Annotated in this window: 23 protein-coding genes, 1 other RNA gene and 4 pseudogenes; 7 read left to right on the top strand and 21 right to left on the bottom strand. The window is 67.5% G+C overall.

Annotation, left to right across the window (positions count from 1 at the left end):
• Positions 1-19: 19 nt before the first annotated feature.
• Positions 20-949, top strand: a complete 930-nt coding sequence (locus tag G4G28_RS28935) for an FG-GAP repeat protein (RefSeq protein WP_183108244.1) — start codon at positions 20-22, stop codon at positions 947-949.
• Here the strand turns inward: G4G28_RS28935 and G4G28_RS28930 are convergent.
• A pseudogene (locus tag G4G28_RS28930) lies at positions 946-3,364 on the bottom strand (penicillin acylase family protein). The gene G4G28_RS28935 and the pseudogene G4G28_RS28930 sit on opposite strands and share 4 nt — an antisense overlap.
• A 190-nt stretch (positions 3,365-3,554) precedes the next feature.
• Between G4G28_RS28930 and G4G28_RS08585 the strand changes: the two are divergent.
• Entirely contained in the window at positions 3,555-3,833 is a 279-nt protein-coding gene (locus G4G28_RS08585; RefSeq protein ID WP_182987953.1) for a hypothetical protein, read from the top strand.
• A 30-nt stretch (positions 3,834-3,863) separates the two neighbouring features.
• Here G4G28_RS08585 and G4G28_RS08580 read toward each other — a convergent pair whose 3' ends face one another.
• The 13 genes and pseudogenes from G4G28_RS08580 to ubiD form a co-directional block, all read right to left on the bottom strand.
• A complete protein-coding gene (locus G4G28_RS08580) occupies positions 3,864-4,802 on the bottom strand; it encodes a DUF2334 domain-containing protein (protein ID WP_229507966.1) in 939 nt (312 codons plus the stop codon).
• Positions 4,803-4,814: 12 nt separating this feature from the next.
• Positions 4,815-5,063, bottom strand: coding sequence for a glycosyltransferase (locus G4G28_RS25590; RefSeq protein WP_229508137.1), 249 nt, complete (start codon positions 5,061-5,063; stop codon positions 4,815-4,817).
• 70 nt (positions 5,064-5,133) lie between these two features.
• A pseudogene (locus tag G4G28_RS25585) lies at positions 5,134-5,262 on the bottom strand (glycosyltransferase family 1 protein); the annotation flags it as partial.
• Positions 5,259-5,489, bottom strand: coding sequence for a hypothetical protein (locus G4G28_RS25580; RefSeq protein WP_229507965.1), 231 nt, complete (start codon positions 5,487-5,489; stop codon positions 5,259-5,261). The gene G4G28_RS25580 and the pseudogene G4G28_RS25585, both read right to left, overlap by 4 nt.
• A complete protein-coding gene (locus tag G4G28_RS25575; protein WP_229507964.1) occupies positions 5,489-5,950 on the bottom strand; it encodes a glycosyltransferase in 462 nt (153 codons plus the stop codon). The genes G4G28_RS25580 and G4G28_RS25575 overlap by 1 nt, the downstream gene beginning before the upstream one ends.
• Positions 5,951-6,182: 232 nt before the next feature.
• Positions 6,183-6,773 carry a recombination mediator RecR gene (gene recR / locus G4G28_RS08570; RefSeq protein ID WP_182987952.1) on the bottom strand — a complete coding sequence of 197 codons (591 nt, stop codon included), beginning with the start codon at positions 6,771-6,773 and terminating at the stop codon, positions 6,183-6,185.
• 14 nt (positions 6,774-6,787) lie between these two features.
• Positions 6,788-7,090 (bottom strand): YciI family protein, encoded by a 303-nt coding sequence (locus tag G4G28_RS08565; RefSeq protein WP_183108243.1) that lies wholly within the window; start codon positions 7,088-7,090, stop codon positions 6,788-6,790.
• Positions 7,091-7,100: 10 nt separating this feature from the next.
• Positions 7,101-7,430, bottom strand: a complete 330-nt coding sequence (locus G4G28_RS08560) for a YbaB/EbfC family nucleoid-associated protein (protein WP_182987950.1) — start codon at positions 7,428-7,430, stop codon at positions 7,101-7,103.
• Between the two features lie 45 nt (positions 7,431-7,475).
• A complete protein-coding gene (locus tag G4G28_RS28925) occupies positions 7,476-7,925 on the bottom strand; it encodes a DNA polymerase III subunit gamma/tau C-terminal domain-containing protein (RefSeq protein WP_229507963.1) in 450 nt (149 codons plus the stop codon).
• A gap of 66 nt (positions 7,926-7,991) precedes the next feature.
• Positions 7,992-8,729 carry a hypothetical protein gene (locus G4G28_RS28920; protein ID WP_374039777.1) on the bottom strand — a complete coding sequence of 246 codons (738 nt, stop codon included), beginning with the start codon at positions 8,727-8,729 and terminating at the stop codon, positions 7,992-7,994.
• 107 nt (positions 8,730-8,836) lie between these two features.
• Positions 8,837-9,658, bottom strand: a pseudogene (gene dnaX / locus G4G28_RS28915) (DNA polymerase III subunit gamma/tau); the annotation flags it as partial.
• A gap of 180 nt (positions 9,659-9,838) precedes the next feature.
• Positions 9,839-9,937, bottom strand: an RNA gene (gene ffs / locus G4G28_RS08550) — signal recognition particle sRNA small type.
• Between the two features lie 89 nt (positions 9,938-10,026).
• Positions 10,027-11,526: a 4-hydroxy-3-polyprenylbenzoate decarboxylase gene (gene ubiD / locus G4G28_RS08545; RefSeq protein WP_182987949.1), complete on the bottom strand. Its 1,500-nt coding sequence runs from the start codon at positions 11,524-11,526 to the stop codon at positions 10,027-10,029.
• A 517-nt stretch (positions 11,527-12,043) separates the two neighbouring features.
• Here ubiD and G4G28_RS08540 point away from each other — a divergent pair.
• Positions 12,044-12,931, top strand: coding sequence for a transglycosylase SLT domain-containing protein (locus G4G28_RS08540; RefSeq protein ID WP_229507962.1), 888 nt, complete (start codon positions 12,044-12,046; stop codon positions 12,929-12,931).
• Positions 12,932-13,191: 260 nt separating this feature from the next.
• On the opposite strand, the gene nusB is transcribed toward G4G28_RS08540, so the two are convergent.
• From nusB to ribBA, 3 genes are all read right to left on the bottom strand, one after another.
• Entirely contained in the window at positions 13,192-13,662 is a 471-nt protein-coding gene (gene nusB, locus G4G28_RS08535) for a transcription antitermination factor NusB (protein WP_182987947.1), read from the bottom strand.
• Between the two features lie 26 nt (positions 13,663-13,688).
• Positions 13,689-14,171, bottom strand: coding sequence for a 6,7-dimethyl-8-ribityllumazine synthase (ribH, locus tag G4G28_RS08530; RefSeq protein WP_182987946.1), 483 nt, complete (start codon positions 14,169-14,171; stop codon positions 13,689-13,691).
• A 169-nt stretch (positions 14,172-14,340) separates the two neighbouring features.
• Complete coding sequence (gene ribBA, locus G4G28_RS08525) at positions 14,341-15,453, bottom strand: bifunctional 3,4-dihydroxy-2-butanone-4-phosphate synthase/GTP cyclohydrolase II (RefSeq protein WP_182991621.1); 1,113 nt, start codon at positions 15,451-15,453, stop codon at positions 14,341-14,343.
• Positions 15,454-15,829: 376 nt separating this feature from the next.
• Here ribBA and G4G28_RS08520 point away from each other — a divergent pair, with 376 nt between their 5' ends.
• The 3 genes from G4G28_RS08520 (at position 15,830) to G4G28_RS08510 (ending at position 21,498) form a co-directional block, all read left to right on the top strand.
• Positions 15,830-16,480, top strand: a complete 651-nt coding sequence (locus G4G28_RS08520; protein WP_183108241.1) for a response regulator — start codon at positions 15,830-15,832, stop codon at positions 16,478-16,480.
• A 289-nt stretch (positions 16,481-16,769) separates the two neighbouring features.
• Complete coding sequence (locus tag G4G28_RS08515; protein WP_183108240.1) at positions 16,770-18,521, top strand: bifunctional diguanylate cyclase/phosphodiesterase; 1,752 nt, start codon at positions 16,770-16,772, stop codon at positions 18,519-18,521.
• A gap of 67 nt (positions 18,522-18,588) precedes the next feature.
• The gene (locus tag G4G28_RS08510; protein WP_229425563.1) at positions 18,589-21,498 is read left to right on the top strand and encodes a pitrilysin family protein; all 2,910 of its coding nucleotides are present in this window, start codon (positions 18,589-18,591) and stop codon (positions 21,496-21,498) included.
• 236 nt (positions 21,499-21,734) lie between these two features.
• Here the strand turns inward: G4G28_RS08510 and G4G28_RS24725 are convergent, their stop codons facing one another.
• From G4G28_RS24725 to G4G28_RS24715, 3 genes are read right to left on the bottom strand one after another with little or no spacing between them, the layout of a single operon-like run.
• Entirely contained in the window at positions 21,735-22,424 is a 690-nt protein-coding gene (locus G4G28_RS24725; RefSeq protein ID WP_202033880.1) for a S9 family peptidase, read from the bottom strand.
• A complete protein-coding gene (locus G4G28_RS24720) occupies positions 22,328-22,951 on the bottom strand; it encodes a hypothetical protein (RefSeq protein WP_202033738.1) in 624 nt (207 codons plus the stop codon). The genes G4G28_RS24725 and G4G28_RS24720 overlap by 97 nt, the downstream gene beginning before the upstream one ends.
• A complete protein-coding gene (locus G4G28_RS24715; RefSeq protein WP_202033879.1) occupies positions 22,948-23,676 on the bottom strand; it encodes a hypothetical protein in 729 nt (242 codons plus the stop codon). The genes G4G28_RS24720 and G4G28_RS24715 overlap by 4 nt, the downstream gene beginning before the upstream one ends.
• 200 nt (positions 23,677-23,876) lie before the next feature.
• On the opposite strand from G4G28_RS24715, the gene G4G28_RS08500 reads away from it, so the two are divergent.
• Positions 23,877-24,821, top strand: a complete 945-nt coding sequence (locus G4G28_RS08500) for a nuclease-related domain-containing protein (RefSeq protein WP_183108239.1) — start codon at positions 23,877-23,879, stop codon at positions 24,819-24,821.
• Here the strand turns inward: G4G28_RS08500 and G4G28_RS08495 are convergent.
• Positions 24,760-25,385 (bottom strand): annotated as a pseudogene (locus G4G28_RS08495) (riboflavin synthase). The gene G4G28_RS08500 and the pseudogene G4G28_RS08495 sit on opposite strands and share 62 nt — an antisense overlap.
• Between the last annotated feature and the right edge of the window lie 2 nt (positions 25,386-25,387).

Below are 25,387 nucleotides of genomic sequence, written 5' to 3'. Positions count from 1 at the left end.
CCCGGCTTTCCCGCCACGCATGTTTTGCGAACGCCCGACGCGTGGGAACGCGCCCGGCGTTCAGCGCTCGGCGGCCAGCGGTGCCGGCGTGCCCGCCGCGGTGCTACACTGCCGGGGTCAGCCATCCTCGCGACCAGAGCCCATGTCTTCGATCCATGTCGTTCGTCATATCGCCATCTTCGCCTGCATGGCCGCAATCCTCGCATCGGCCCCGCTGCAGGCCGCCGAACAGATCCACCTCATTCATGGCAAGCCGTCGGGCTACGCCTTCTTTGCCGATACCATTCAGTTTCCCGCCGGTGAGTACCATGCCCTGCACTGCGCGCAGACCTGTGCATTGAAGAAGGACGAGGTGCGCATCCGCGCCGAGCCGATTGCGACGACCGATGGTCCGGCCCAGGGTGTAGTCGCCCGTACCGCCGGCAGCGCGCCCGCGCTGTTCCTGGTGCGCGGCCTGCCTGGCCTGAAGGAGGGCCCGGTGCGCACCTGGTATTTCAACAAGCGCTTCCAGAGCGGGAAGCCGGTCTCCGAAGAGCCATGGCGCGCCAGCGAAGTGCGCCGCTACGACATCGATGGCCAGGCGCTCACCCTTGCGGCCACGCTGTCGACCACCTTCGAAGACCCGTGTTCGGATGCGACATTTTGCCTGGCACGTGTAAAAGTGGACTGGAAAGTCCGCTTCGGCGAGGACGAACGCACGATAGCGGTTGCCGACAGCGAGATGCCGGAACTGGGCACGCCGCTGCTGCCGGACGACTTCGTCGTCTGGATCGGCGACCTCGATGGCGACGGCAAGCCGGACCTTGTCGTGCGGCCGCAGCTGGAGCGCCGCGCGCTCGAGATGCAGCTCTTCCTGTCCAGCCAACTCGCGAGCGGCAAGCCCTGGCGTCCCGCGGGCGCTTCTATTTCTGGGACCCGACCCAGTACGGTTGCTGAACCGCCGTCCTAGCGCGCAGGCGCCAGCGTCAGGGTATGGCGCGCCGCGCCCGGCAACAGCGGCTGCGGTTTGCCCTGCACCCATTCGGCATGCCCGCGCAGGAAGAACGGCGACAAGGGGTGGCCGCTCTGCCCGCCCGGCATGTTGAACAGCCCCTCCTCCTCGCGGCCCGGCGACACCGTCATCCGCTCCGACTGACCGAACTTCGGTCCCGCCACGCGCGGCATGTGCGAGTCGCCCGGCAGCTGGTCGGGCGGCACCCCAGCACGCCCGCCAGCGCCGGTACCGCCAGCGCGATCGGATGCGCGATCGCCGCCGTATTGCGCGTGCCCCAGGTGGCCTGCGCCAGCGGCACGCCTTCCTTGTCGAGATCCGCGATGACGCGGTCGATCGCGCCGCCAGCTGGACCGCACGCCAGTCGCGCCGGCCCGGCGGCAGCCAGCCGGCCGGCTGCTCGTCGAGCAGGCGCGCCAAGCTCGCCGGCCAGCGTGGATTGGCCACTGCAAACGTCGCCTTCGGATCGAGGCCGGCCATCGCCGCATTCGCCGCGCCAAAGAGCTCGTCATGCAGTGCCCACATGAAGTTACGCGCCAGCCGGTAGCCCACCGAATCGGTGGCGGCACGGCCGTTCCAGCTGGTTTCGAGCTGGCGACGGAACTCGGCGCGGCGCGGCTGGTCGCGGGTGGCGTCGACGTCGAGCGTGTTCAGTGCGCGTTCGCGCCAGCGCGCGATGAACAGGGCGCGGTCGTCCAGCGCCGCGTCGAAGGCGGCGGCTACGTCCGTGCGCGGCCCCAGCCGCTGCAGGCGGTCCTTCAGCTGGCTGCTGCGCGCACCGAGGTCGAAACCGCCGTCGCCGAGCAGCGCGCTTCCCGCTCCCAGCAACTGGCGGCTGTTCGCAGTCCACAGCTGACCGCCGGCGGGGTTGACCACGCGCGGATAATCGGCCGGCGCCAGCAGGCCATCCCAGGTCGGCACGCCATCGGCGGCGGCCAGCGGGAAGCTGATGCCTTCCGTCGCCGCGCGGCGTGGCAGCATGCCGGCGACGGTCCAGCCGATGTTGCCGGCGGCGTCGCCGGCGACGAAATTCTGCGCCGGGATGCCATCCGTGGCCGCGATGCCCAGCGCTGCGTCGAGCGTGGCCGCGCCTTCCAGGCGCAGGTGGTTCAGGTTGAGCGCTTGCGGATGGTGGGCGATCCAGTGCACCGCGTAGGTCTTGCCGTTTGCCACGCGCAGGGGCCCGAGCGTGGTCTCGCGTACCAGCAGCGTTTCGGCCGGGCCGCCCTTCACCGCGATCGTTTCCGCATGCTCGGCCGGGCGCTCCCAGCCTGCCGGCAGGCGCACCTGGCCGGCGTGCTCCGCGTCCATCCCGACTTCGACCAGGTCCAGATAGTCGCCATAGCTGTTGGTGAAGCCCCAGGCCACCTTGCCGTTGCTGCCGGCGATGACGAGCGGCGGCGCGCCCGGCAGCGTCACGCCGACGATGCGCTTGCGCCCATTGACGGCAGCCTCGCCTGGCGCGGACGGCCAGGACAGCGCCAGCCGGTACCAGATGTTCGGCAATTGCAGGCCGAGGTGCATGTCGTCGGCAACGATCGCCGCGCCGCTGGCGCTGCGGCTGCCGGCAATCGCATAATTGTTGCTGCCAACGGCGTCGCCGCGCTCGAGCATGGCTACGCGCGCTGGTGCCGCGGCCGGTTTACCCCACCAGCCAGGCGCTCCCGGCGGCAGCGGCGCGCCCGCAGGCAGGCGGATGCGCTGCCGTCGAGCGGCGCATCCAGGCGCTTGCCTCCGGCAGCAGGAAGGCCAACTGGGCCGGGGTGCTGTGTTCGCGCAGCCAGCCGCGCGCCAGTTCGCGCGCTTCCTGGTTGCCCTGCAGGTCGAGGTACATGGCCCAGACCACCAGCAGGCTGTCCTCGGCGCGCCAGGCGACCGGCGGCGCGCCGGCGAGCACGTACTCGAAGGGACGCGCCGACAGCGCGTTCAGGCCATCGTTGACGCCGGCGACATAGCGGTCGAGGAAAGCACGGTCCTGCGGTGCCAGCCCGGCCAGCACCTTGCCGGCACGGGCGCGGAAGCGGTGCAGGCGGCGTGCGCGGTCGAGCGGCAAGGCGCGCGGCCCGAACAGCTCGGCCAGTTCGCCGGCGGCGGTGCGGCGCAGCAGGTCCATCTGGAAATAGCGTTCCGGGCATGCACGAAACCGGTGGCATAGGCCAGGTCAAGGCGGTTCTCCCCGCGGATCAGGGGCACACCGGCCGCGTCGCGCTCGACCGTCACGGCGGCGGCCAGCCCGGCCGTCTCGCGCTTGCCGTCGAGTTGCGCCAGGCTGGCGCGCAGGAACAGCCAGGCACCCAGCAGCGCCAGCAGGACGAGGCCGAGCAAGCCCAGCGCAATGCGCAAGGTCCAGGATGGTGCGCCAGGTTTGCGCATGGTCCCCTCATCTTGTTGTTATCGAAGCTAAATATATTGCCAGAAAACCACGTTCGCGCATAGCAGCGTCCGCTTGCGTGCGCGCCCCGAGTCGCGCCCTTACGACCGCGCGATTGGTGGATTCGAGCAGTGTTCGGATTCTTGCGCTAAGCTCGAAGCCAACAAGTCAAACGCTAAAAAGGAGTGAACGATGCGTACCTACATCGTATTGACGGCCGCGCTGTTGCTGGGCGCCTGTGCCACCCCGCAAGAGCGCGCAGCGCGCAAGCAGGCCGAAATGGCGGAGATGATCGCCGTCTACGGCCCCGCCTGCGACCGCCTCGGCTATGCCCAGCAATCGGACCAATGGCGCGATTGCATCATCAGCCTGAGCACCAAGGACGACGTGCAGCGCTACGGCAGTCCAGGATACGCCGGGCCATGGCGCGGCGGCTATTGGGGTGGCGGTTATTGGGGCCGGGGCTGGTAACACTGGCCGCGCTGGCGGAACGCTCCCGCGCTAGCGGGCACCGGGTCGCACTGCGCCGGGATGCAGCTGGCGCAGGCGCTGTGCACACTCGGCTTTGGTGACGGCGGCGCGCGTCTCGAGTGCGCGCGCGACGATGTGGCGTGCATGCGCCATCAGGCGCGGATGGCGCAGATCGGGCGGATGCAGGCTCAGGCGCATCAGCGGGCTTCCTGCCAGCGCGCGGGCGGCCATGCTGGCAGCAAGTGGCGAAAACAGGCGCCCTGCCCGGTTGCGCGCCGCGTAGACGAGCGAAGGCGCGAACACCGAGCCGCGCTCTGGCAGCAGGTGAAAACGCGTGAAGGTCGTGGTGTAGCTGAAGCCGTAGCCGGCCAGCGCTTCCCAGGAACCTTGTCCCAGCAGCCAGGCCGGCGGGACGAAGCCGCTTGGCTCCCACCCGCGCGCCCGGAACCACGCCAGGCCCAGCTCGATCCGCATCCGCGCCTCGGCCGCCGTCAAGGCGGCGAATTCGCCCTCGCGCTGGGTGTACACGCCGCGCAGGAAGCGTGCACGCAGGCTGCCTTCGGGTGCCGCGCTGTCGAGATGGGTATAGCCATGCAGGACCAGTTCGTCGCCACGTGCCGGGGCCGCATCCAGACCGGCGCGCATGGCCCGCTCGTCGTCCGCGCGGTCGTGGTAGCGCGGCACCACCAGCCAGGTCAGCGCGATGTCGGCGATGCCACGCAGGGCTTCGGCCAGCTGCGCACAGGCTTCCCGGGTGGCGGGGGCGACGTCGTGGATGGAAACGCATAGCAGCGGTGCGCCGTCAGCGCGGGCGAGGCGTGGGGATGACAGCGCATCGTGCGGGGCCTGGATCATCTGCTGAGGCGCCATACCGGAACCTGCATTCAGTACCGAGGCCGACGCAGCCGACAACGCGCCAGCCGCGCCACCGCCGGCAACGCCGCCGGCGATGCGGCTGCCGGGGTCCACGCGCCCTTCCCCTCATTCGGGAACACAGATGCCTTCCGCGCCCGGTTCGTCCTGCTCGCGCGTACCCAGCACCGCCTGGTAGCGCCGCATCACCTGCGGCAGGATTTCGTTCCAGTCATAGTATTCGGCCGCCTTGCGGCGCGCATTCGCGCCCAGCTCGGCCAGATCGCGACCGTAGATCGCCTCGATCGCGCCGGCCAGGCTGTCGACACAGTTCGGACGCGCCAGGATGCCGGTGCGCTCGTCCACGAGCTCGACCACGCCGCCGCCCCCCGGTGGCCACGACCGGCAGGCCGCAAGCCATGGCCTCGAGCACGATCAGGCCGAAAGTTTCGCAGTCGCCCGGATGCACCAGCACGTCGCAGCTGGCGAGCAGCCGTGCCAGCTGGCGCTGGTTGCGCTTGAAGGGCAGATAGGTGATCTGCGGATAGCGCGGCAGCTCGGCGCCGCCGCCGATCATGACCGGTGATAGGGCCGCCCCAGCTTGCGCACCGCCTCGATCAGGAGCGGCAACTTCTTTTCGGGCGTGAAGCGCCCCGCGTAGACCAGCAGGCGCGCGTCAGGCGGCAGGCGCAGGTGGGCGCGCAGCGTCTCGACGCGGCGCGACGGGTGGAACACGGCGCTGTCGATGCCCAGCGACTGGTGGCGCGCGCCCTGCACGCCCATGTCGTGCAGCTGCTCGACCATCACTGGCTCGGCGCCAGCACGAGGTCGAACTGGCGGTACAGGTGGGCCAGGTATTTGCAGGTGGCCTGTTCGGCGGTCTGGCCGAAGCGCGGCCTTACCAGGCGCGGCAGGTCGGAATGGTAGAAGGCGATTGCCGGGACGCCAAGGCGGCGGCGCAGCTTGAGCGCGGCCCAGGCGCTGTGACCGGCGTCGCCGACCTCGATCAGGTCGGGTGCGGCCTGGTGCAGCAGGCGGGCCGGCGCCCGTACCGAGACCGGCATGCGAAAACCATTGATGCCGGGCAGGGCAAAGGCAGGCACGCGCACCAGCCTGGGCGCCTCGCCGCCGCTGTCCACGTTGGGACTGAGAATCGTATGGCGAACGCGGCTGTTACGCGCCAGCCAGCGCGCCTTGGCATTCAGGTAGGTGCTCACGCCGTTGCCTTCGGCGGCGTAGAACATGGTGATGTCGACAAGATGCATGCTCGCAGGTCCGCTTGGAGAGCGTGTGAAAAAATCGCCATGGCGGCGTTGCATTCGTCTCGACGTACCAGTGTACTGTCTTCGACGATGACGCCACGCCCTCAGGGTCTTGCCCTGACAATTTTTTCCCTCGCTCGAAGGAGCCCACGATAGCAGCGGACCCTCAACATGGATTGCGCGCACGCAAACGGGCACCCGCCACTCCGGGGCTACCGGGTTGTCATTGCGACCATTATGCAGTGCGGCGATCAAGCATGGCGCGCGCTATCGTGCCGGCATCGACGTACTCGAGCTCGCCGCCGACAGGCACGCCGCGCGCCAGGCGGCTGACCCGCAGGCCGCGCGCCTTGAGCATCTCGGAGATGTAGTGGGCAGTGGCTTCGCCCTCGTTGGTGAAATTGGTTGCCAGCACCACTTCGCCGACCACGCCGTCGGCGGCGCGTGCCACCAGCTTGTCGAGGTGCAGGTCTTTCGGACCGATGCCGTCGAGCGGCGACAGCCGCCCCATCAGCACGAAATACAGGCCCTTGAAGGTCAGGGTCTGCTCGATCATCATCTGGTCGGCGGGCGTCTCGACGATGCACAGCAGCGTGTGGTCGCGCGCCTCGTCGGCGCACATCTCGCAGATTTCGGTGTCGGCGAAGGTATTGCACATGGCGCAGTGGTGCACCGTGTCGACGGCCTGGTAGAGCGCGCGCGAGAGCATCGCCGCTCCCTCGCGGTCGTGCTGCAGCAGGTGGAAGGCCATGCGCTGGGCCGACTTGGGGCCGATGCCGGGCAGGCGGCGCAGGGCCTCGGTGAGGAAGTCGAGTGATTTGGACATCTTGTGTGGACAGCCTACGCGGCGCGCTGTGCGACGCGCCAGGCGGAAAGCGCCTCGACCGTCATGGTCGGCACGAACTCGGTGACCTCGTAGCGCGCGACGCCCGCACGGGCGAACGGATCCTCACCCAGCACGGCGTCCAGCGCGGCGCGGCTGGGCGCATTGGCGACGATGATGCCGCCGTCGCGCGGCACCTTGCGCCCCGACATCAGGAAGGTTCCGTTCGCATAATGCGCGGCGAGGAAATCGCGGTGCGCGGCAAGGTGCGCATCGACCTCCTCGAGCGGGGCGGTATAGCTGAGCGAAACGATGAACATGGATCCGGGATCAGAACGGCATCTTGAAGCCGGGCGGCAGGCCAGGCATGCCGGCGGTCAGGCCGCTCATCTTTTCCGCGGCGGTGGCTTCGGCCTTGCGCACGGCGTCGTTGAAGGCGGCGGCGACCAGGTCTTCCAGCATGTCCTTGTCGTCGGCCAACAGCGATGGATCGATCTGGACGCGCTTGACGTCGTTCTTGCAGGTCATCGTGACCTTCACCAGGCCGGCGCCGGACTGGCCTTCGACTTCGACGAGGGCCAGCTGCTCCTGCGCCTTCTTCATGTTGTCCTGCATGGCTTGCGCCTGTTTCATCAAGCCTGCGAGCTGGTTTTTCATCATGATGCTGTTCTCCAATGATCGGATAGTAAATGGGGTTCGAACGGGTCAGGCGGCCGGCGGCTTCACCGAGCCGGGCACGACGAAGGCATTGAAGGTGCGCTCCATCTCCTGGACAAAAGCGTCGCCGGCGACGACCGCCTCGGCCTGGCGCTGGCGCTCCTCGCGCGCGGCCTTGGCTTCGGCGCTGGCCGTGTACCAGACAGGTCCAAGCTCGGTCTCGAGATTGACCCGCTTGTCGGGGAAACGTTCCTGCAAGGCCGCCTGCAGTTTTTCGCTGTTGCCGCTGGCGCGCAGGGTGTCGACCGGCACGCGCAGGCGGAACACGATCGAGCCGGCGTCGGCGTGGCAGCCAATCAATTCAGTCTGCAGCGCCAGCTGCTGCGACACGCCGCGCAGTGCCAGCGAGGCGACCGGGGCCGGCCAGTTGCCGTCCCAATCGATCTGCGGCACCGGTGTGACGACATAGGCATGCGGCGGCGCGCTCGGTGCGCGCACCGGCGCCGGCGCGGGTCACGACGGCCGGCGCTTCGGAGGCGACGGCGGTGTCGTCGGAAAATTCGGTCACCCACGAGGGCGGACCGTCTTCGCCGGCGCCCGCATCGTAAGCTGCGCGCGCCTGCGGTTGCTGGCGCATGTCGGCCTGGGCGTGCGCCTGTGCCCGGGCCTGGCCTTGCGGACGGTCCCGGGCGGCGTACTGCCGCCTTGCGCTGGGGACATGCCGGCCGTGGGCGCAGGCGGCGGCGCCATCCGCGCACCGGTGCCGCCCGGAGGCGCGGACGGGCCGACCTGGATCGGCCGCGCCGGCGCTGCCGGTTCGGCGGCTGGTGCCGAAGGTGCTGGCGGCGGCGCATCGGCGCCTGGACGCTTGGCCGGCGCGCGCTGGCCAGAAGCCGCACGCGCCGCTTCCAGCGCGGCATTGATGGCGGCACGCGCCGAATTCATGGCCGGCGCCGGGTTGGCGGCCGCCGCGGGTGCGCTCGGTGGCGCTGGACGTGGCGCTGCGGCTGCCGGCGCCGCCGGCGCGCTCGCCTGTGCTGGTGCTGCCGCCGCTGCCGCGGCACGTGGCGCGCCCGGTGCCGCACGCGGCGCGCTTGCCACAGGCGCGGCTGGCAGGCTGTCGGCACCGCCCTGCCCCGGACGGAAAGCCAGCATGCGCAGCAAGGTCATCGTGAAGCCCGCATACTCGTCCGGCGCCAGGCCGATCTCGTTACGCCCGTGCACGGCGATCTGGTAATACAGCTGCACTTCCTGCGCATCGAAGCGCTGCGCCAGGCGCAGGATGTCGGCCAGTTCAGGCAAATCCTGCGGCACCGCGTTCGGCACCGATTGCGCCAGCGCGATGCGGTGCAGCAGCGTGCCCAGTCTTGCAGCGCGCCGTTGTACGACAGGCTGCGGCTGGCCATTTCGTCGGCCACGGCCAGCAGGTCGGCGCCGTTCTGGGCAGCCAGCGCGTCGAGCAGGCGCACGAGGTAGGACTGGTCGAGCGCGCCGAGCATGCCCTGCACGGCTTCCGTGGTGACGGCGCCGGCGGCATAGGCAATGGCCTGGTCGGTCAGCGACAGCGCGTCGCGCATCGAGCCGTGGGCGCCCTGCGCCAGGAGGCGCAGCGCGGGTTGTTCGAAGCTCACGCCTTCCTGGCCGAGGATGTTCTCGAGGTGGCCGACGATGTGACCGGGCGGCATTTGCTTGAGGTTGAACTGGAGGCAGCGTGACAGCACCGTCACCGGGATCTTCTGCGGATCGGTGGTCGCGAGGATGAATTTGACGTGCTCGGGCGGCTCTTCCAGCGTCTTCAGCATCGAGTTGAAGGCGTGGTTGGTCAGCATGTGCACCTCGTCGATCATGTAGACCTTGAAGCGTGCATTGCTGGGCGCGTAGACGGCCTGCTCGAGCAGCTGCGCCATTTCGTCGACGCCGCGGTTCGACGCGGCGTCCATCTCTATATAGTCGACGAAGCGGCCGGCATCGATCGCGCGGCAAGCCTCGCATTGCCCACAAGGCGCGGCGGTGATGCCGCCCTGCCCGTCCGGACCGGTACAGTTGAGCGACTTGGCAAGAATGCGCGACAGCGTGGTCTTGCCGACCCCGCGCGTCCCCGTAAACAGGTAGGCATGGTGCAGGCGGCCCGAGCCGAGCGCGTGCGTGAGCGCGCGCACGACGTGCTCCTGGCCGACCAGCGTTTCGAAGTTCTTGGGGCGGTATTTGCGGGCGAGGACTTGATAGGACATGCCACGATTTTACCGCAGTTGGGCCATGCCGCGAACATTACCGGCTGAGGCCGGGATGAAGATTGCATGCAAATGTGCAACTTCTGTCTTGACAGGCAAACAATTGTCGAGCAGATAGAAGCGCCGGCACGAGATGCCGAACAGAGAATGCAGAGGGGAAGGTACAACGAGGAAAACGAAGGAGGCGAGCCTGATCTGCGGCACTTGCGGTGAACGGCTTTGGCTGCTTCGTTCCCGACCTGACCAGGTAAACCATGCCACAATGCGCAGGGGCCCGCCAGCGCGCATTATAACCCAGCGCGCGGCTTTGTGGGCAGCGATTTCAATGGGTGGGCAGGGCCGCCATCCGCAGCCCTGCCCGCCCCTCGCTACAGGCCCAGTTGCTGCCAGATCGCATCGACGCGTGTTTTCACGTCTGGCGCCATCACGATCGGCGTACCCCATTCGCGATTCGTTTCGCCTGGCCACTTGTTGGTGGCGTCGATGCCCATCTTGCTGCCCAGCCCGCTGATAGGCGAGGCGAAGTCGAGGTAGTCGATCGGCGTGTTGTCGACCAGGACCGTGTCGCGCGTCGGATCGACCCGGGTCGTGATGGCCCAGATCACTTCCTTCCAGTCGCGCACGTCGACATCCTCGTCCACCACGACGATGAACTTCGTATACATGAACTGGCGCAAGAAACTCCAGACCCCGAACATCACGCGCTTGGCGTGGCCGGCGTACTGCTTCTTCATCTGCACCACGGCCATGCGGTAGCTGCAGCCTTCCGGCGGCAGGTAGAAGTCGGTGATCTCGCTGAACTGCTTCTGCAGGAGCGGGATGAAGACTTCATTGAGCGCCACGCCCAGCACGGCCGGCTCGTCGGGCGGCTTGCCGGTGTAGGTGGAGTGATAGATGGGGTCGCGCCGCATCGTGATGCGGTCGATCGTGAACACGGGGAAGCTGTCCTGCTCGTTGTAATAGCCGGTATGGTCGCCGTACGGCCCTTCCAGCGCATGCTCGAAGCCGGACGGGTGGTTCGCATCCGGGTAGATATGCCCTTCCAGCACGATTTCGCTCGACGCCGGAACGCGCAGTTCGCTGCCGATGGCTTTCGTCAGCACCGTGCGCTGGCCCCGCAGCAGGCCTGCGAACTGGTATTCCGACAGACTGTCCGGCACCGGCGTCACCGCGCCGAGAATGGTGGCGGGGTCGGCCCCGAGGGCCACCGCCACCGGATAGGGCTGGCCCGGGTTGGCGATCGCGTGCTCGCGGAAGTCGAGCGCGCCGCCGCGGTGCGCCAGCCAGCGCATGATCACCTTGTTCGGCCCCAGCACCTGCTGGCGGTAGATGCCCAGGTTCTGGCGCTTCTTGTTCGGCCCCTTGGTGACCACCAGTCCCCAGGTGATGAGAGGCGCGACGTCGCCCGGCCAGCAATGCTGGATCGGCAGGCGGGCAAGGTCCACGTCCTGCCCTTCCCAGACGATTTCCTGGCAGGCGGCGCCCTTCACTTCCTTCGGCGCCATGTCCCATACGGCTTTCACGAGGGACCCGAGTCCCATGATGTCCTTGAAGCCGCGCGGCGGTTCCGGTTCCTTCAGGCGCGCCAGCACGTGACCGATGCGGCGCAGTTCGCTTACGTCGCTGGCACCCATGCCCAGGGCCACGCGCTGCGGCGTGCCGAACAGGTTGGCCAGCACCGGCATCGCATGCCTGCCGCCGCGCGCATCCGTCGCATGGTCGAACAACAGTGCCGGGCCGGCGGCGCGCAGCGTGCGGTCGCAGACCTCGGTCATCTCCAGATGGGTGGAAATGGGGAGGCCAACGTGCTTTAATTCGCCGTTTTGTTGCAGCTGGGACATAAAATCCCGGAGATCGGAATATTTCATCAAGTTTTGCTTGTTTTTTCGATTGCTTGCGGTTAATCAAATTGCGCCGCCAAGTATTTGATTTGGCAAGGTATTGCTGAGCTCACCCAAGATAAGTAAGATTCAAAAGTAATAAAGGGCAGTCGTGCTAGTATTGACTTGGTATAAACGACCGCCTAGAATCCACCCTACTTGATGAGACGGCCACATGTAGACGAGATTCTAGCCGTTCTCATACATTCACGGGGTCGGGGCCCCATATGACATTTTAAGGAGTGTTTTCTTTAGGCGTCTGCCTACCCTCCCCGAGACAGTTGTTGAGCCACTGGACCATTCCCCACTGGGAAGCGCGACCAGCTGAAGCAAAGCAATGACGGCGTTTCGGTCTTCCACACAGGAAGCCCTGACGATTTTTCTGATGCACGGCATCCGACCTCCGCAGCGCCCATAGCGCAGCGACGGGATCATTTTTGCCGCGACAAAGGGGACTTCGATGATCAATCGTTTGTTCGGTACGAGCGCAAGGCTCGTCCAATCCATGGCCAGCCAGCCAATCACGTTTTCGCAAGTGAGCAAGACGGCACGTGGTCTGTTGACCACCATGCAGCACACACTGACCGTGTTCGGTCTCTCGGCAGTGGCGGTACTGGCCCTGCTCTACACGAACCCGGATGCCGCCAGGAAGGTGTCCGAACTGTTGTCTCCCGAAGCCGACAGCGCGCCTGCCGGCGTGACCGTCGTCCAGGCACCGGCGCCTGCCGCCCAGCCTGTCGTGGCCGAGGCCGCGCCGGAACCCGCCGAGCCCAAGGTGCTCGGCAACAGCAGGCAGCAAAAGAACGTGACCTCGTGGCTGGCCAAGCGCTACCGCGTGGCCGGCGACGCCGCCAACATGCTCGTCTCGACCGCCTACACGACGGCGCACGAGATGAAACTCGACCCGCTCCTGATCCTTGCGGTCATGGCGATCGAATCGGGCCTGAATCCCTTTGCGGAAAGCCCGATGGGCGCCAAGGGCCTGATGCAGGTCATGGCCAAGGTCCACCACGACAAGTTCGAGGAAGTCGGCGGCACCCAGGCAGCCCTGAACCCGGTCGCCAACATCCGTGTCGGCGCCCAGATCCTCAAGGACTACGTCAAGCGCACCGGCTCGGTCGAAGGCGCCCTGAAGACCTACGTCGGCGCGGCCGACATGGAAAGCGACTCCGGCTACGGTGCCAAGGTCCTGGCCGAATACCACCGCCTGAAGGCGGTCGCCGGCGGCAAGCACGTGCCGACCACCAACGCTCCTGCCGCACCGAGCCAGATGGTCGTCAACAAGGCGGCGCCAGCGGCACCGGCCACGCCCGCCCCGGACAGCGCCCCCGCGCCGAAAGCCGAGGAAGCCCCGGCGGCCGAAGCCCACACCGATGCGCTGGCCAACCTGTAAGCGCTATTAACCTTCACTCCTCATGGCCACCGCTCGCGGTGGCTTTTTTTTTATGGCGCGGACGCAGGGTGTGCGGCTCCACGCCGTCGCAGGCCGAGCCCGCGCCCTTCGCGCCGCCCACGCGATCAACCCACGTCGGCACCCACGCGCCCCACGGGTACACGCCTGCCCGCATCACCCAACAAAAAAGCCACCGCGCCGCGAGGCATCGGTGGCTTACGAGCCGGCCCTACTAATATATATAGAGCGCGTGGCGAATCTCAGCGGCGCACGTCGGCCGCGACTTCCTCCGGACGCAGCCTGCCCGCCAGCTTGTCGAGCACGCCGTTCACATACTTGTGGCCGTCAATGCCGCCGAAGGACTTGGTCAGCTCGACCGCTTCGTTGATGACGACGCGGTACGGAATCTCCGGATGGTTCTTCAGCTCGTAGGCGCCCAGCAGCAGCACGCCGTGCTCGATCGGGGACAGTTCCGTGATCGTACGGTCGATCAGGGGGGCAATCGCTTCGCGCAGCTCGATCGAGGTGCTGATGGTGCCGTTGAGCAGTGCCGCGAAATATTCGCCATCGGCCTTGTCGAAGCCGTGGGCGCCGCGGATGTTGTTCGTCACGGTGCTCGACGGCTCGTTGTTGAGCAGCCATTGGTACAGGCCCTGCAGCGCGAACTCGCGCGCGCGGTGGCGCGGGGTGCGGTTCTTGCTCGGGTTGGCGTGGGTGGTCTTGTCGTTCATATGCGTCCTTCTCTGCTTTCTGCTGCTTACTCTTCTTCTTCCGGATGCAGCTCTTCGAGCGCCATCAGGAGGTTGGCCATCTCGACCGCGACCCGTGCGGCGTCGGTGCCCTTCTCGGCCATGCGCGCTTCGGCCTGCTCGTCGGTCTCGGTGGTCAGCACGGCGTTGGCGATCGGGATGCCGTAATCCAGGCCGATGCGGGTGATGCCGGCGCCGGACTCGTTCGAGACCAGCTCGAAGTGGTAGGTTTCGCCGCGGATGACGGCGCCCAGCGCAATCAGGGCGTCGAACTGCTGGGTCTCGGCCATCTTCTGCAGCGCCAGCGGGATTTCCAGTGCACCCGGAACGGTCACGTGCAGGATGTCCTCGTCGGCCACGCCCAGGTGCTTCAGTTCGGCCAGGCACGACGACAGCAGGCCATGCCCGACGTCGGCGTTGAAGCGCGCCTGCACGATCCCGATGCGCAGGTCTTCGCCCGTCATATTGCTTTCATAAGTTCCTACCGTCATGGCTACCCTCTTCTGTGATTTGTTCGTTTCAATAATGTGATCCTACCCTGTCTCGAAGCCTCGGGAAACCGTAGCGAGCGGAAGGAGTGTTGGCCAAGAAGCGCAGCTGTACAAACGCACAGCGAGCATCGCAGGCCGACAATCCGACGCGCAGCAGGTTTATCGAGGCTCAAGCCGCCGGACAGGCGATGTATCCGGTCACCTCGAGATCGAAACCGGTCATCGAGGGCATCTTGCGCGGATTGGCCAGCAGCTTCATCTTGCCCACGCCCAGTTCCTTCAGGATCTGGGCGCCGATGCCATAGGTGCGCAGGTCCATCGTCGCCGCGCGGCCGCTCGGGCGAGCGCCGGGCGCGTCGATCGAGGCGAACTGGGCGAAGAGCTGCTCGGCGGTCTCGCCGCAGTTGAGCAGCACCAGCACGCCGCTGTCGGCGGCCTTGATCGCGTCCATGGCCGAGGCCATGGTCCAGGAGTGGGTGGTGGCGCGGTGTTCCAGCACGTCCAGGATCGAGACCGGCTGGTGCACGCGCACCAGGGTTTCATCCTCGCGTTTGAGCTCGCCATGCACCATCGCCAGGTGGGCGCTGCCGCTCGGCTTGTCGCGGTAGGCGATCAGCTTGAACTCGCCGTGGGCGGTGTTCAGGGTACGCTCGGCAACGCGCTCGACCAGGCTCTCGTTCTGGCTGCGGTAGTGGATCAGGTCGGCGATCGTGCCGATCTTCAGGTTGTGTTCTTTCGCGAACTCGATCAGGTCCGGCAGGCGCGCCATCGTGCCGTCTTCCTTGATGATCTCGCAGATCACCGAGGCCGGGGTCAGTCCGCCCATTTCGGTCAGGTCGCAGCCGGCTTCGGTGTGGCCGGCGCGCATCAGCACACCGCCCTTGACCGCACGCAGCGGGAAGATGTGGCCCGGCTGCACCAGGTCGTCGGGACGGGCGCCCTTGTTCACGGCCACCTGGATCGTGCGGGCACGGTCCGCCGCCGAGATGCCGGTGGTGACACCTTCTGCCGCCTCGATCGAGACGGTGAAATTGGTGCCGAAGGAGGTGCCGTTACGGGTCGTCATCATCGGCAGCGCCAGGCGGTCGCAGATCTCTTCCGAGAGCGTCAGGCAGACCAGGCCACGGGCATGGCGGATCATGAAGTTGATCGCCTCCGGGGTAACGAAGTCGGCGGCCAGCACCAGGTCGCCTTCGTTCTCGCGGTCTTCCTCGTCCACGAGAATGACCATGCGCCCTGCGCGCAGTTCGGCAACGATTTCCTGGGTGCTGGAGATAGACATGTGATTTCCTTGAAACAGTGACGCATCGTGCGTAATCCGCTATTTTAAAGGATTTACCAGCTTTCAACCGGCCCTGGCGAGGAGCTCGGCAGCAGAATTTCCCTCCAGCGGGCAGACGGCGCAACTCGCCACATACGGAAATGCGGATCGCGCCGCAAACGTTGCAGTAGTGCAACGCAATTGGATTTGTTCAAGAACAATTGTTAATTTTCACGTTTTGCAATGCAACTTTCTCGTGTCTCGCGACATTGGCTGGATTATGATGCAGCGATCTGGTCTAACGCGCCGCGTGCTGCCGTCGGCGCATTCCTGGAGTTGTCATGTTGGTACCGATATTCGCGCCTCAGTCCACCGCCGCAGCCCGGGAGACGTGCTGATGGCAACCATCCTCATCGTCGATGACCGGCCGAGCAACCGCGCCTACCTGCTCGCGCTGCTCGGCTTTACCGAACATCGGCTGCTCGAAGCCGAGGACGGCGCCGCCGCCCTCGCGCTGGTACGCGCCGAGCGTCCCGAGCTGATCATTACCGACATCCTGATGCCGACCATGGACGGCTACGAGTTCGTCCAGCGCCTGCGCGCCGACCGCAACCTTGCCGCCACCCGCATCATTTTCTATTCTGCCGTGTATGCCGAACGCGAGACGATAGCGATGGCGCGCAGCTGCGGCGTGCGTACGGTGCTGAGTAAACCTTCCGATCCGCAGGACATCCTCGACGCCGTGAACGCCGAACTGGGCATGACCGACAGCGCCACCGCGCCGGCCGCCGCCGCGGCCGCGCGCGAGCTCGCTCCCTTCCTGCCGACGCCGCCCGTGCCCGAGGACAGCCGCGTCTCGGTGCGCCTGGCCGCGCTCGAGGAGATGCTGCTGCACCGGTGGGCGAGCGCAAGGTCGAGGGCCTCGTCGAGGCCTTCCGCAAGGCGGCCGCGCCCCTGCTCGGCGCCGACGGCTTCGCCCTGTGCCTGCTCGACAGCGACGAGCGCAGCGTACGCCACCTGTGTACCGAAGGCTTCGAGCGCGACCTGATCGCGCCGCACGCCGGCACCGCCACCCGCCTGCCGGGCGCGCTGCTGCACGCGCGCCAGCCCCTGCTGCTCGGGCCGGGCGACCCGATGCTGGCCGCCCTGCCGCCCGGCCACCCGCGCTGCGGCTCCTTCCTTGGCCTGGCCGTGCGCGACCTGCGCCAGCTGCATGGCTGGATCTACTTCCTGCGCTGCCCGGTGCGGCGCCCTTCACGCGCGAGGACGAGCGCTGGGCCGCGGCGCTGGCGGCGCACCTGGCGCTGGCCTACGAGAACCTGAACCTGTACGGCGTCGTGCAGCGCCACGCCGCCCAGCTGCAGCTGGAAGCGACCGCGCGTGCCCAGGCCGACGCCGCCCTGCGCGAGAGCGAACACCGGCTCGAGCTGGCGCGCCAGGTATTCGACAGCACCCAGGAAAGCATCATGATGACCGACGCCTGCGCCAACATCGTCGCCGTCAACCCCGCCTTCGAGCAGATCACGGGCTACCGCGAGTTCGAGGTCATCGGCAAGAACCCGCGCATCCTGCGCTCGGGCCGGCACGAAACGCCCTTCTACGGCAAGATGTGGAGCTGCCTGGAAGAGCACGGCCAGTGGCGCGGCGAGATCTGGAACCGGCGCAAGAACGGCGAGGTCTACCCCGAGCGCACCAGCATCAGCGCGGTGCGCGACGACGACGGCAAGCTCACCGCCTATGTCTCGGTCTCCACCGACCTGTCGGCCCTGAAGGCCGCCCACAACCAGCTCGACTTCCTGTCGAATCACGACGCTCTCACCCTGCTGCCGAACCGCTCGCTGTTCCACGACCGCCTGCAGCAGGCGATCGCCGCCGCGCGCCGCGACGGCAGCCAGCTGGCACTCCTGCTGGTGAACGTCGACCGCCTCTCGCGCATCAACGACAGCCTGGGCCACTCGGCCGGGGACGCCCTGCTGCGCGAAGTGGCGCGCCGCGCCAGCGAGATCGCCGGCCCCGCCGACACGGTGGCGCGCCTGTCCGGCGATGAGTTCGTGCTGCTCACCAGCTGCGAGGACACCGAGGACATCATCCTCGCGGCGCAGCGCCTGATCGAAGCGGTCGCCCAGCCACATTCGATCGGGGGCCACGACGTCGTCGTCACCGCCAGCGTCGGCATCAGCGTCTTCCCGCGCGACGGCAATGCCCCGGGCGACCTGCTGAAAGCGGCCGACGCCGCGCTGGCGCACCAGAAGGACGCCGGCCGCAACGGCTTCCGCTTCTTCAAGGGCGAGATGAACGACGAGGCGATGCGCTGGCTGGCGCTGGAAACGCGGCTGCGGCGCGCCATCGGCCGCGCCGAGCTGGCACTGCACTTCCAGCCGCAGGTGGCGCGCGCGGACGGCCGCGTGCTTGGCATGGAGGCGCTGCTGCGCTGGCAGAGCTCCGAACTGGGGCGGGTCTCGCCGGCCGACTTCATTCCGCTGGCCGAGGACACCGGCCTGATCCTGCCGATCGGCGACTGGGTGATCCGCCAGGCCTGCCTGCAGAACAAGGCCTGGCAGGACGCGGGCCTGCCGCGCGTGCCGCTGGCGGTGAACGTCTCGGCGCACCAGTTCAAGGCCGGCACTGTGCCTGCCGTGGTGCGCGCCTCGCTGCTCGAATCGGGCCTGGAAGCGCGCTACCTCGAGATCGAGCTGACCGAAAGCGTGATGCTGGGCGATACCAGCGCGGCCGAGGCCCAGCTGGCCGAGCTGCGCGCGATGGGCGTGTCGCTCTCGCTCGACGACTTCGGCACCGGCTATTCCTCGCTCGGCTACCTGTCGCGCTTCTCGCTCGACAAGCTCAAGATCGACCAGGCTTTTGTCCGCAACATCACCACCGATACGCGCAGCGCGGCCATCGCCCAGGCCACCATCGCCCTGGCCGACGGCCTGTCGCTGCGCGTGGTGGCCGAAGGCGTCGAGACGCTGGCCCAGCGCGATTTCCTCGGCCGCATCGGCTGCGATGTGCTGCAGGGCTACCTGTACAGCCAGCCCCTCCCCGCGCGCGAAATGGAAAGCCTGCTGCGGGCCGGCTACGTTAAGGTTTGACTTGCCCCGCGTGGCGGCGCGGCGACCGTTACAATGGCGGCTCGCCGCCTTTGCCACGGATTCGCCGATGACCGCCATGTTTTCACGCTTCTCGTCCCTCCTTCGCCTGGTTCCAGGCTTCGTATTCGCCGCCGCCCTCCTGCTGCCCGCCGGGGCCGGGGCCGCCCTGAAACTGGACGCGCCGATTCCCGTCGGCCCCCAGGTCAAGGTCGGCAAGCTCGCCAACGGCCTGACCTGGTATATCCAGAAGAACGCCCGCCCCGAGCGCAAGCTCGAACTGCGCCTGGTGATCAAGGCCGGCTCGATCCTGGAAGACGAGGACCAGCAGGGCCTGGCCCATTTTGTGGAGCACATGGCCTTCAATGGCTCGACCCACTTCCAGAAGCATGAGCTGGTGGACTACCTGCAGTCGATTGGCGTGAAGTTCGGTGCGGACCTGAATGCCTACACGTCCTTCGACGAAACGGTCTACGTCCTGCCGATTCCGACCGACCGGCCCGAGAACGTCAAGCGCGCCTTCCAGGTGCTGGAAGACTGGGCCCACGGTATCGCTTTCGACGAAGCGGTCATCGAAAAGGAGCGCGGCATCGTGCTCGAGGAACTCCGCCTCGGCAAGGGTGCGGGCGACCGCATCGGCAAGAAACTCTACCCGAAGATCTACAACGGCTCGCGCTATGCCGAGCGCCTGCCGATCGGGAAGGAAGAAGTGCTGCGCAGCTTCCCGCCCGAAGCACTGCGCCGCTTCTACCGCGACTGGTACCGGCCCGACCTGATGGCCGTGGTAGTGGTCGGCGACATCGAGCCGGCGGCGGCCGAAAAGCTGATCCGCACGCATTTTTCGAAGCTGACCAATCCTCGCCCTGCCCGCCTGCGCCCCTATGCCGAGATTGGGCGCCGCGAAGAGACCGAGGCCGTCATCGTCACCGACCGCGAAGCGACGGGTAACGGCCTCCTGATCCGCTATCCGGTGCAGCCGGTGCGCGAGCCAAGCACGGTGCGCGGCTACCGCGAGGGCCTGGTCGAGAGCCTGTTCACCGGCATGCTCAATGGCCGGCTGCAGGAACTGACGCAGCTGCCGGACCCGCCCTTCCTGGGAGGCTCGAGCGCCTTCGGCAAGCTCACACCTTTCCATAAATCCTTCAATGCCAGCGCCGTCGTGAAACCCGGCGGCGCAAACAAGGCCATCGACGCCCTGGTGCGCGAGAACGAACGCGCGCGCCGCCACGGCTTCGGCGCCGCCGAACTGGAGCGGGCGAAGAAGGACATGATGCGCAGCTTCGAACGCACCTACAACGAACGCGAGAAGACCGATTCCGGCGCCTACGTGGCCGAATACATGCGCAACTTCCTGCAGCAGGAACCGATTCCCGGCATCGTCGCCGAATTCGGCTACGCGCGCCAGATGCTGCCGACGATCTCGCTCGAGGAAATGAACGCCTACGCGCGCCGCACCATCCCCGCCAATTCCGGCAAGCTGGTGATCTACAGCGGCATCGAGCGCGCCGACCTGCCGCCCCCGAGCGGCGAGTCGCTGCTGGCGGCGGTGGCCGGCGCCGAGCAGGCCGAAGTCGCGCCCTATGTCGAGAAATCCCTGGGCAAGCTGATGGCAGAGCCGCCGCAGCCCGGCAAGATCGTCGCCGAGCGCCAGGACAAGGCCCTGGGCCTGACGCACCTGACGCTGTCGAACGGCGTCAAGGTGATCCTGAAAGCCACCGACTTCCGCAACGACCAGGTGCTGCTGAGCGCGGCCCGCTATGGTGGCCAGAGCCTGTACGGCGACGGCGACATCCTCAACGCCCGCTACGCCAGCGCGATCGTCGCCAGCATGGGCCTGAAGGATTATTCGCCGCTCGACCTGTCGAAGGTGTTGGCCGGCAAAGCGGCCGCCGTCACCGTCGGCCTGTCCGGCTACAGCGAGGTGATCGGGGCCTCGTCGGGCGCGACCGACATCGAGACCATGCTGCAGCTCCTGTGGCTGCGCTTCGATACCGTGCGCCGCGACGAGGACCTGTTCAAGTCCTTCATCGGCAAGCAGGTCGAAGCCGCGCGCAACCGCGATGCGCAGCCAGGCGCGCGCTTCGGCGACGCGCTCGTCGCCACCCTCTACAACAACCACCCGCGCGCGCCACGGCCGCTGCGTCCGGAAGAGTATGCGCAGATCGACCTGGACCGCAGCATCGCGATCTACCGCGAGCGCTTCGCGAGCGCGAAGGACCTGACCTTCGTGATGGTCGGCAGCTTCGACCTGGAGCGGGTGAAACCGCTGCTGGCAACCTACCTCGGCAGCCTGCCCACGCCCGAGCTTCCGATCGGCTGGCGCGACGTCGGCCTGCGCCCCGTGCGCGGCGTGGTCAAGCGCGCGGTCCATAGCGGCACCGAACCGAAGAGCACGATTTCGCTGACCTTCACCGGCGAAGCGCCGTTCTCGGAAGACGAGCAGATGCGCCTGCAGGCACTGAGCGAAGTGCTCAACATCCGCATCATCGAGGTGCTGCGCGAGAAGATGTCGCTGATCTACGGCGGCAGCGCCGGCGGTTCGCTCGGCCGCATCCCTTACGGCAGCTATTCGCTGTCGCTGACGCTGCCGACCGGCCCGGAAAACGTCGACAAGGTGATCGCCGCCACGTTCGAGGAATTCGACCGCCTCAAACGCGAGGGTCCGAGCGCGGCCGACCTGGCCAAGGTCAAGCAGAACTGGATCCAGAACTACCGCAAGGCGCTGCGCGAGAACGGCTACTGGCTGGGACGCATCCAGTCGGCGCTGATGGACGGCACCGACCCGGCCACCCTCCTCACCCACGAGGCCCGCGTGGAAGCGCTGAGCGTGGCCGACGTGCAGCAGGCGGCGCGGCGCTACCTGGACACGAACAACTACGTGCAGGTGGTGCTGTATCCGGAGAAGAAAGCGAAAGCGGCGCAGCCGTCGCAGCAGCCCGCGCCTGCCATGAAGGAAGCGGCCGCCGCCCAGGCAAACTGACCCTGGGGTAGTACGCTATTGCCTGAACCGCCGGCGTATGGCGGCTCACGGAAACGTCGCGAGCGGCGATTTCGCTGCCGCGGGTGCAAGGCGAAGCCTGTAGCGCGTGGGCACGGAGTGCCCACCCTGGGTTGCCCGGGTGTTGATCGCCGCGAATGCTCGATGCCTGTCCGCAGACCGTTGGCAAGAACCGCAGGGTGGGCGGGGCCGCCGAGGCACCCTGTGCCCACGGCTCCCTATTTCAAATACCTGTCGAACCACTCCACCGTCCGCTTGCGCTGGTCCAGCTGGTGTTCCGGCTTCCTGATCGCGTGGCCTTCGCCGTCGTAGATCACGAGCGCCGTCGGCGTGCCCATCGCGCGCAGGCCGTGCCAGAATTCCATCGACTGCACCGCCGGCGTCTCGACATCGCGCTCGCCCACGTACAGCAGGGTCGGTGTCTTCGCCTTCCTGATCGATTCGATCGGCGAGGCGGCCCGGTAGATGGCGGGGTCGTCGTACATGGTGGCACCAAAAAAGGGCACCATCCACTGGTCGATGCCGTTCTGGCCGTAGTAGCTGATCCAGTTGGCGATGCCCGCCCCGGCCACGGCGGCCTTGAAGCGGGTGCTGTGGGTGACGCCCCACATGGTCATGAAGCCGCCATAGGAGTGTCCCATCAGGCCGAGGCGGTTGCCGTCGACGGGTGCCGCCTCCAGCACGGCGTCGACCCCGGCGAGGATGTCGCGCCAGTCGCCGCCGCCGAAGTCGCGCCGGTTGGCCATCGTGAAGGCCAGGCCCTGGCCGTAGCTGCCGCGCGGATTGGGCTGGAACACGAAGTAGCCGCGCGCTACCAGGTCGCGCACCAGAGGATTGCCGAACTCGCCCTCGGCAACGAAGCGCGGCATCGCGGCCGATGCCGGGCCGCCGTGCACGAGCACCACCATCGGATGCTTGCTGCCCGCCTTCGGATTGCGGGGCCCGAGCAGCCAGCCCTGGCTGGTGTGTCCTTCGTTCTTCCAGCTGATGCTGCGTGCGGTAACCTGGGGGCGAAGCCGTCATTGTCGTGCGTGACGGGCTTCAACTCCGGCAGGCGGCCTGCCACGATGCGCGGCGCCTGCTCGAAGCTTTCCATCACCGACACGGCAGCTGCGCCGTCGGCGCTGAAGACGATGCGGCCGTCACGCGAGCCGTTCGCCGCCACCGGCCCGGACCACACCGTACGCACGCTGCGCGCGGCCGGGTCGATCGTCACCACGGCCATGTCGCTGCCCTGCAGGCTCGACGCGAGCAGCTGGGTGCCCTTCCACGCCAGGCCGTTGAAGGAACCGGCGTAGCGCGGCGTGACGTCGACTGGCTCGCCGCCGGCCAGCGGCACCGTGAAGATGTCCCCGCCCACCGAGCCGAAGTCGCTCATCAGGCCGCCGACGAACGCGACCGTGCGCCCGTCGGGCGAGACGTGCGGGAGGCTCATCTGCATCTTCGGCGCCGCGACGATGCGCAGCGCGCCGCTGCCCGCGTCGACGTGGCCGAGCGTCGCGACCCACCAGTTGTTGTCGCCATTACCCCGGCGCTGGTGGCGACGAAACCGCGGCCGTCCGGCGTCCAGTCGTATTCGTAGACATAGGTATCGGCGGGCGAGACCAGGCGCAGCGTGCCGCCCGCGACCGGCACCACCGCGATGCGCTGGGCATCCTCGCTGCTGCCGATCTCGCCGACCAGGCGCGCGCCGGCTTCGACGGCGCCGGTCTGCTTGGTGGCGCCGACCGTGGCCAGCACGGCGATGCTGGCGCCGTCCGGCGACCAGCGCGCCGTGTTGGCCACGCCCTTGACCGCACCCACCGGCACGGTCTTGCCGCCGCGTGCCACCCACAAGGTGGCGACGCCGCCCCGGGCGTCGGAGGCGATGAAGGCCAGCGCGCTGCGGTCGGGCGAGAAGCTGGGGAAATCGTAAGAACAGGTGGCGCAGGGATCGTATTCGGACACGATGCGCCCGCTGGCGGCATCGCGCACCACCACCCGGCCGTGGGCACGCTGGCCGGGCACGCCCGGGTCGACGGCCTCGACTGCGGCAATGCGCTCGCCACCGGCGCTGATGGCGAGCGCGCGGTATTCGCGCATCTGCGCCGCCTGCGCGCCAGGCGCGGCCAATGCCAGCATGGCCAGCGTGACCCCTGCCGCTGTTCTTTGCATTCTCATCTTCTCTCCTCGTGTTCGGCTGCCTCTCGCGGGCCCAGCTCGTGTTTGAACGGCAACGCGCAGTCTACGCGGATTCGCATGCGTCCGCCGCGCAACAAAATTCATGCGGGAAGGGTAATTTTGCTTTGATGCAAGAAATCCGGTGGCGGATAGTTGACGCAGCCCTAGACTTGAACACTCGATCTAGCCAGGAGCCGAGGATGATCTACAAGGATATCGACAACAAGGAACCGGTCGTGGCCATCCTCGAGCGCATGCTGAAGCTGGCGGGACCGGACAAGCAGCCCCTGATCGAGCGGGAGCTGCGCGCGATGCGCGCCGGCATCCGCAGCGAACGGGAAGCGACCTGCCTGCTCGACTCGTGGCTCCGGAACGCCACCCGCACTGCCGTCATCCACGACCTGCGGCTCGACTCGCGCAGCGGCCACGTGGCCCAGATCGACCATGTCCTGATCCACCGTACGCGCCGTTTCTACATCCTCGACACCAAATGCTTCGCGCAGGACGTCAGGATCCTCGATGACGGTAGCTACCTGCGCTGGAACGCGGACGCCAGGCGCTTCGAGCCGGCACCCTCGCCGCTAGCGCAATGCGAACACAATGCCCGGGTCTTGCGACGGGCCCTGGCCCATCTCGGCCTGCAGGACGTCGCGATCGATGCGCTGGTACTGGTGGCGCCGACCGCGCGCATCGAACGCCCGCGCCGCTTCGATACGTCCGCGCTGATGAAGGCCGACGTCTTCCTCGACAGGCTGCACGGCCTGTCCGAAGGGCCCGGCCGGCGCGCTTGCGCCCATGGGCGGACTGCTGCGCACGGGCCTGTACGATTCCATCGGCGACATCGCCAAGCGCCTCGCCGGGCTGCACCGGCCGTCGACCGCCGACACCATGGCGCGCTTCGGAGTCGGCAGGGAGCTCAAGCCGCAGGACGCCACGCGCGCATCGGCTCCCGCCTCGGCGTCTGCCTCGGCAGCTACCGTCCCGCATCCGCCGGTCCATGCCCCGGCCAGCAGCCCGGCCAGCACCCGCGACGCGGTGCGAGCATCGGCCTGACGCGCCCGCCCGGCGCCGTGGAACCTGCGTTCAGCGCGCAGCCGACAGCATGCGCTCGACGTAGCGTGCGATCAGGTCGATCTCGAGATTGACGCGGGCCCCCGCGTGCAGGTGCTTCAGGGTCGTGACCTCGATCGTGTGCGGGATCAGGTTGATCGAGAAGCGGCACACCTTGCCGCCCCCGGCTTCCAGGTCTTCGACCCGGTTGACGGTCAGCGACACGCCGTTCACGACCACCGAGCCCTTGTAGGCCAGGAACTTGGCCAGCTCGTGCGGCGCATCGATGACCAGCTCGCGCGATTCGCCGACGGACTCGAAACTGTGCACCCGCCCGAGGCCATCGACGTGGCCCGAGACCAGGTGTCCGCCCAGGCGCTCGGCCAGGGTCAGCGCCTTTTCCAGGTTGACTTCGCCCGGCGCGTCCAGGCCCACGGTGCGGTTCAGGCTTTCGCGCGAGACGTCGACCGAAAAGGCCGTGTCGGTCCTGGCGACGACGGTCATGCAGGCGCCGTTGATGGCGATCGAGTCGCCCAGCGCGACGTCGGCCAGCGGCAGGCCGCCGGCGTCGATCTCCAGGCGCACGCCGGCGTCCTGGCCGCCGCCAGTGGCGAGACCGAGTTGATGTTGCCGACGGCGGCGACGATTCCAGTAAACATGC

Source organism: Massilia sp. Dwa41.01b (assembly GCF_014171775.1).
Lineage (GTDB): Bacteria > Pseudomonadota > Gammaproteobacteria > Burkholderiales > Burkholderiaceae_D > Telluria.
This window is presented reverse-complemented; position numbering and strand designations above follow the sequence as displayed.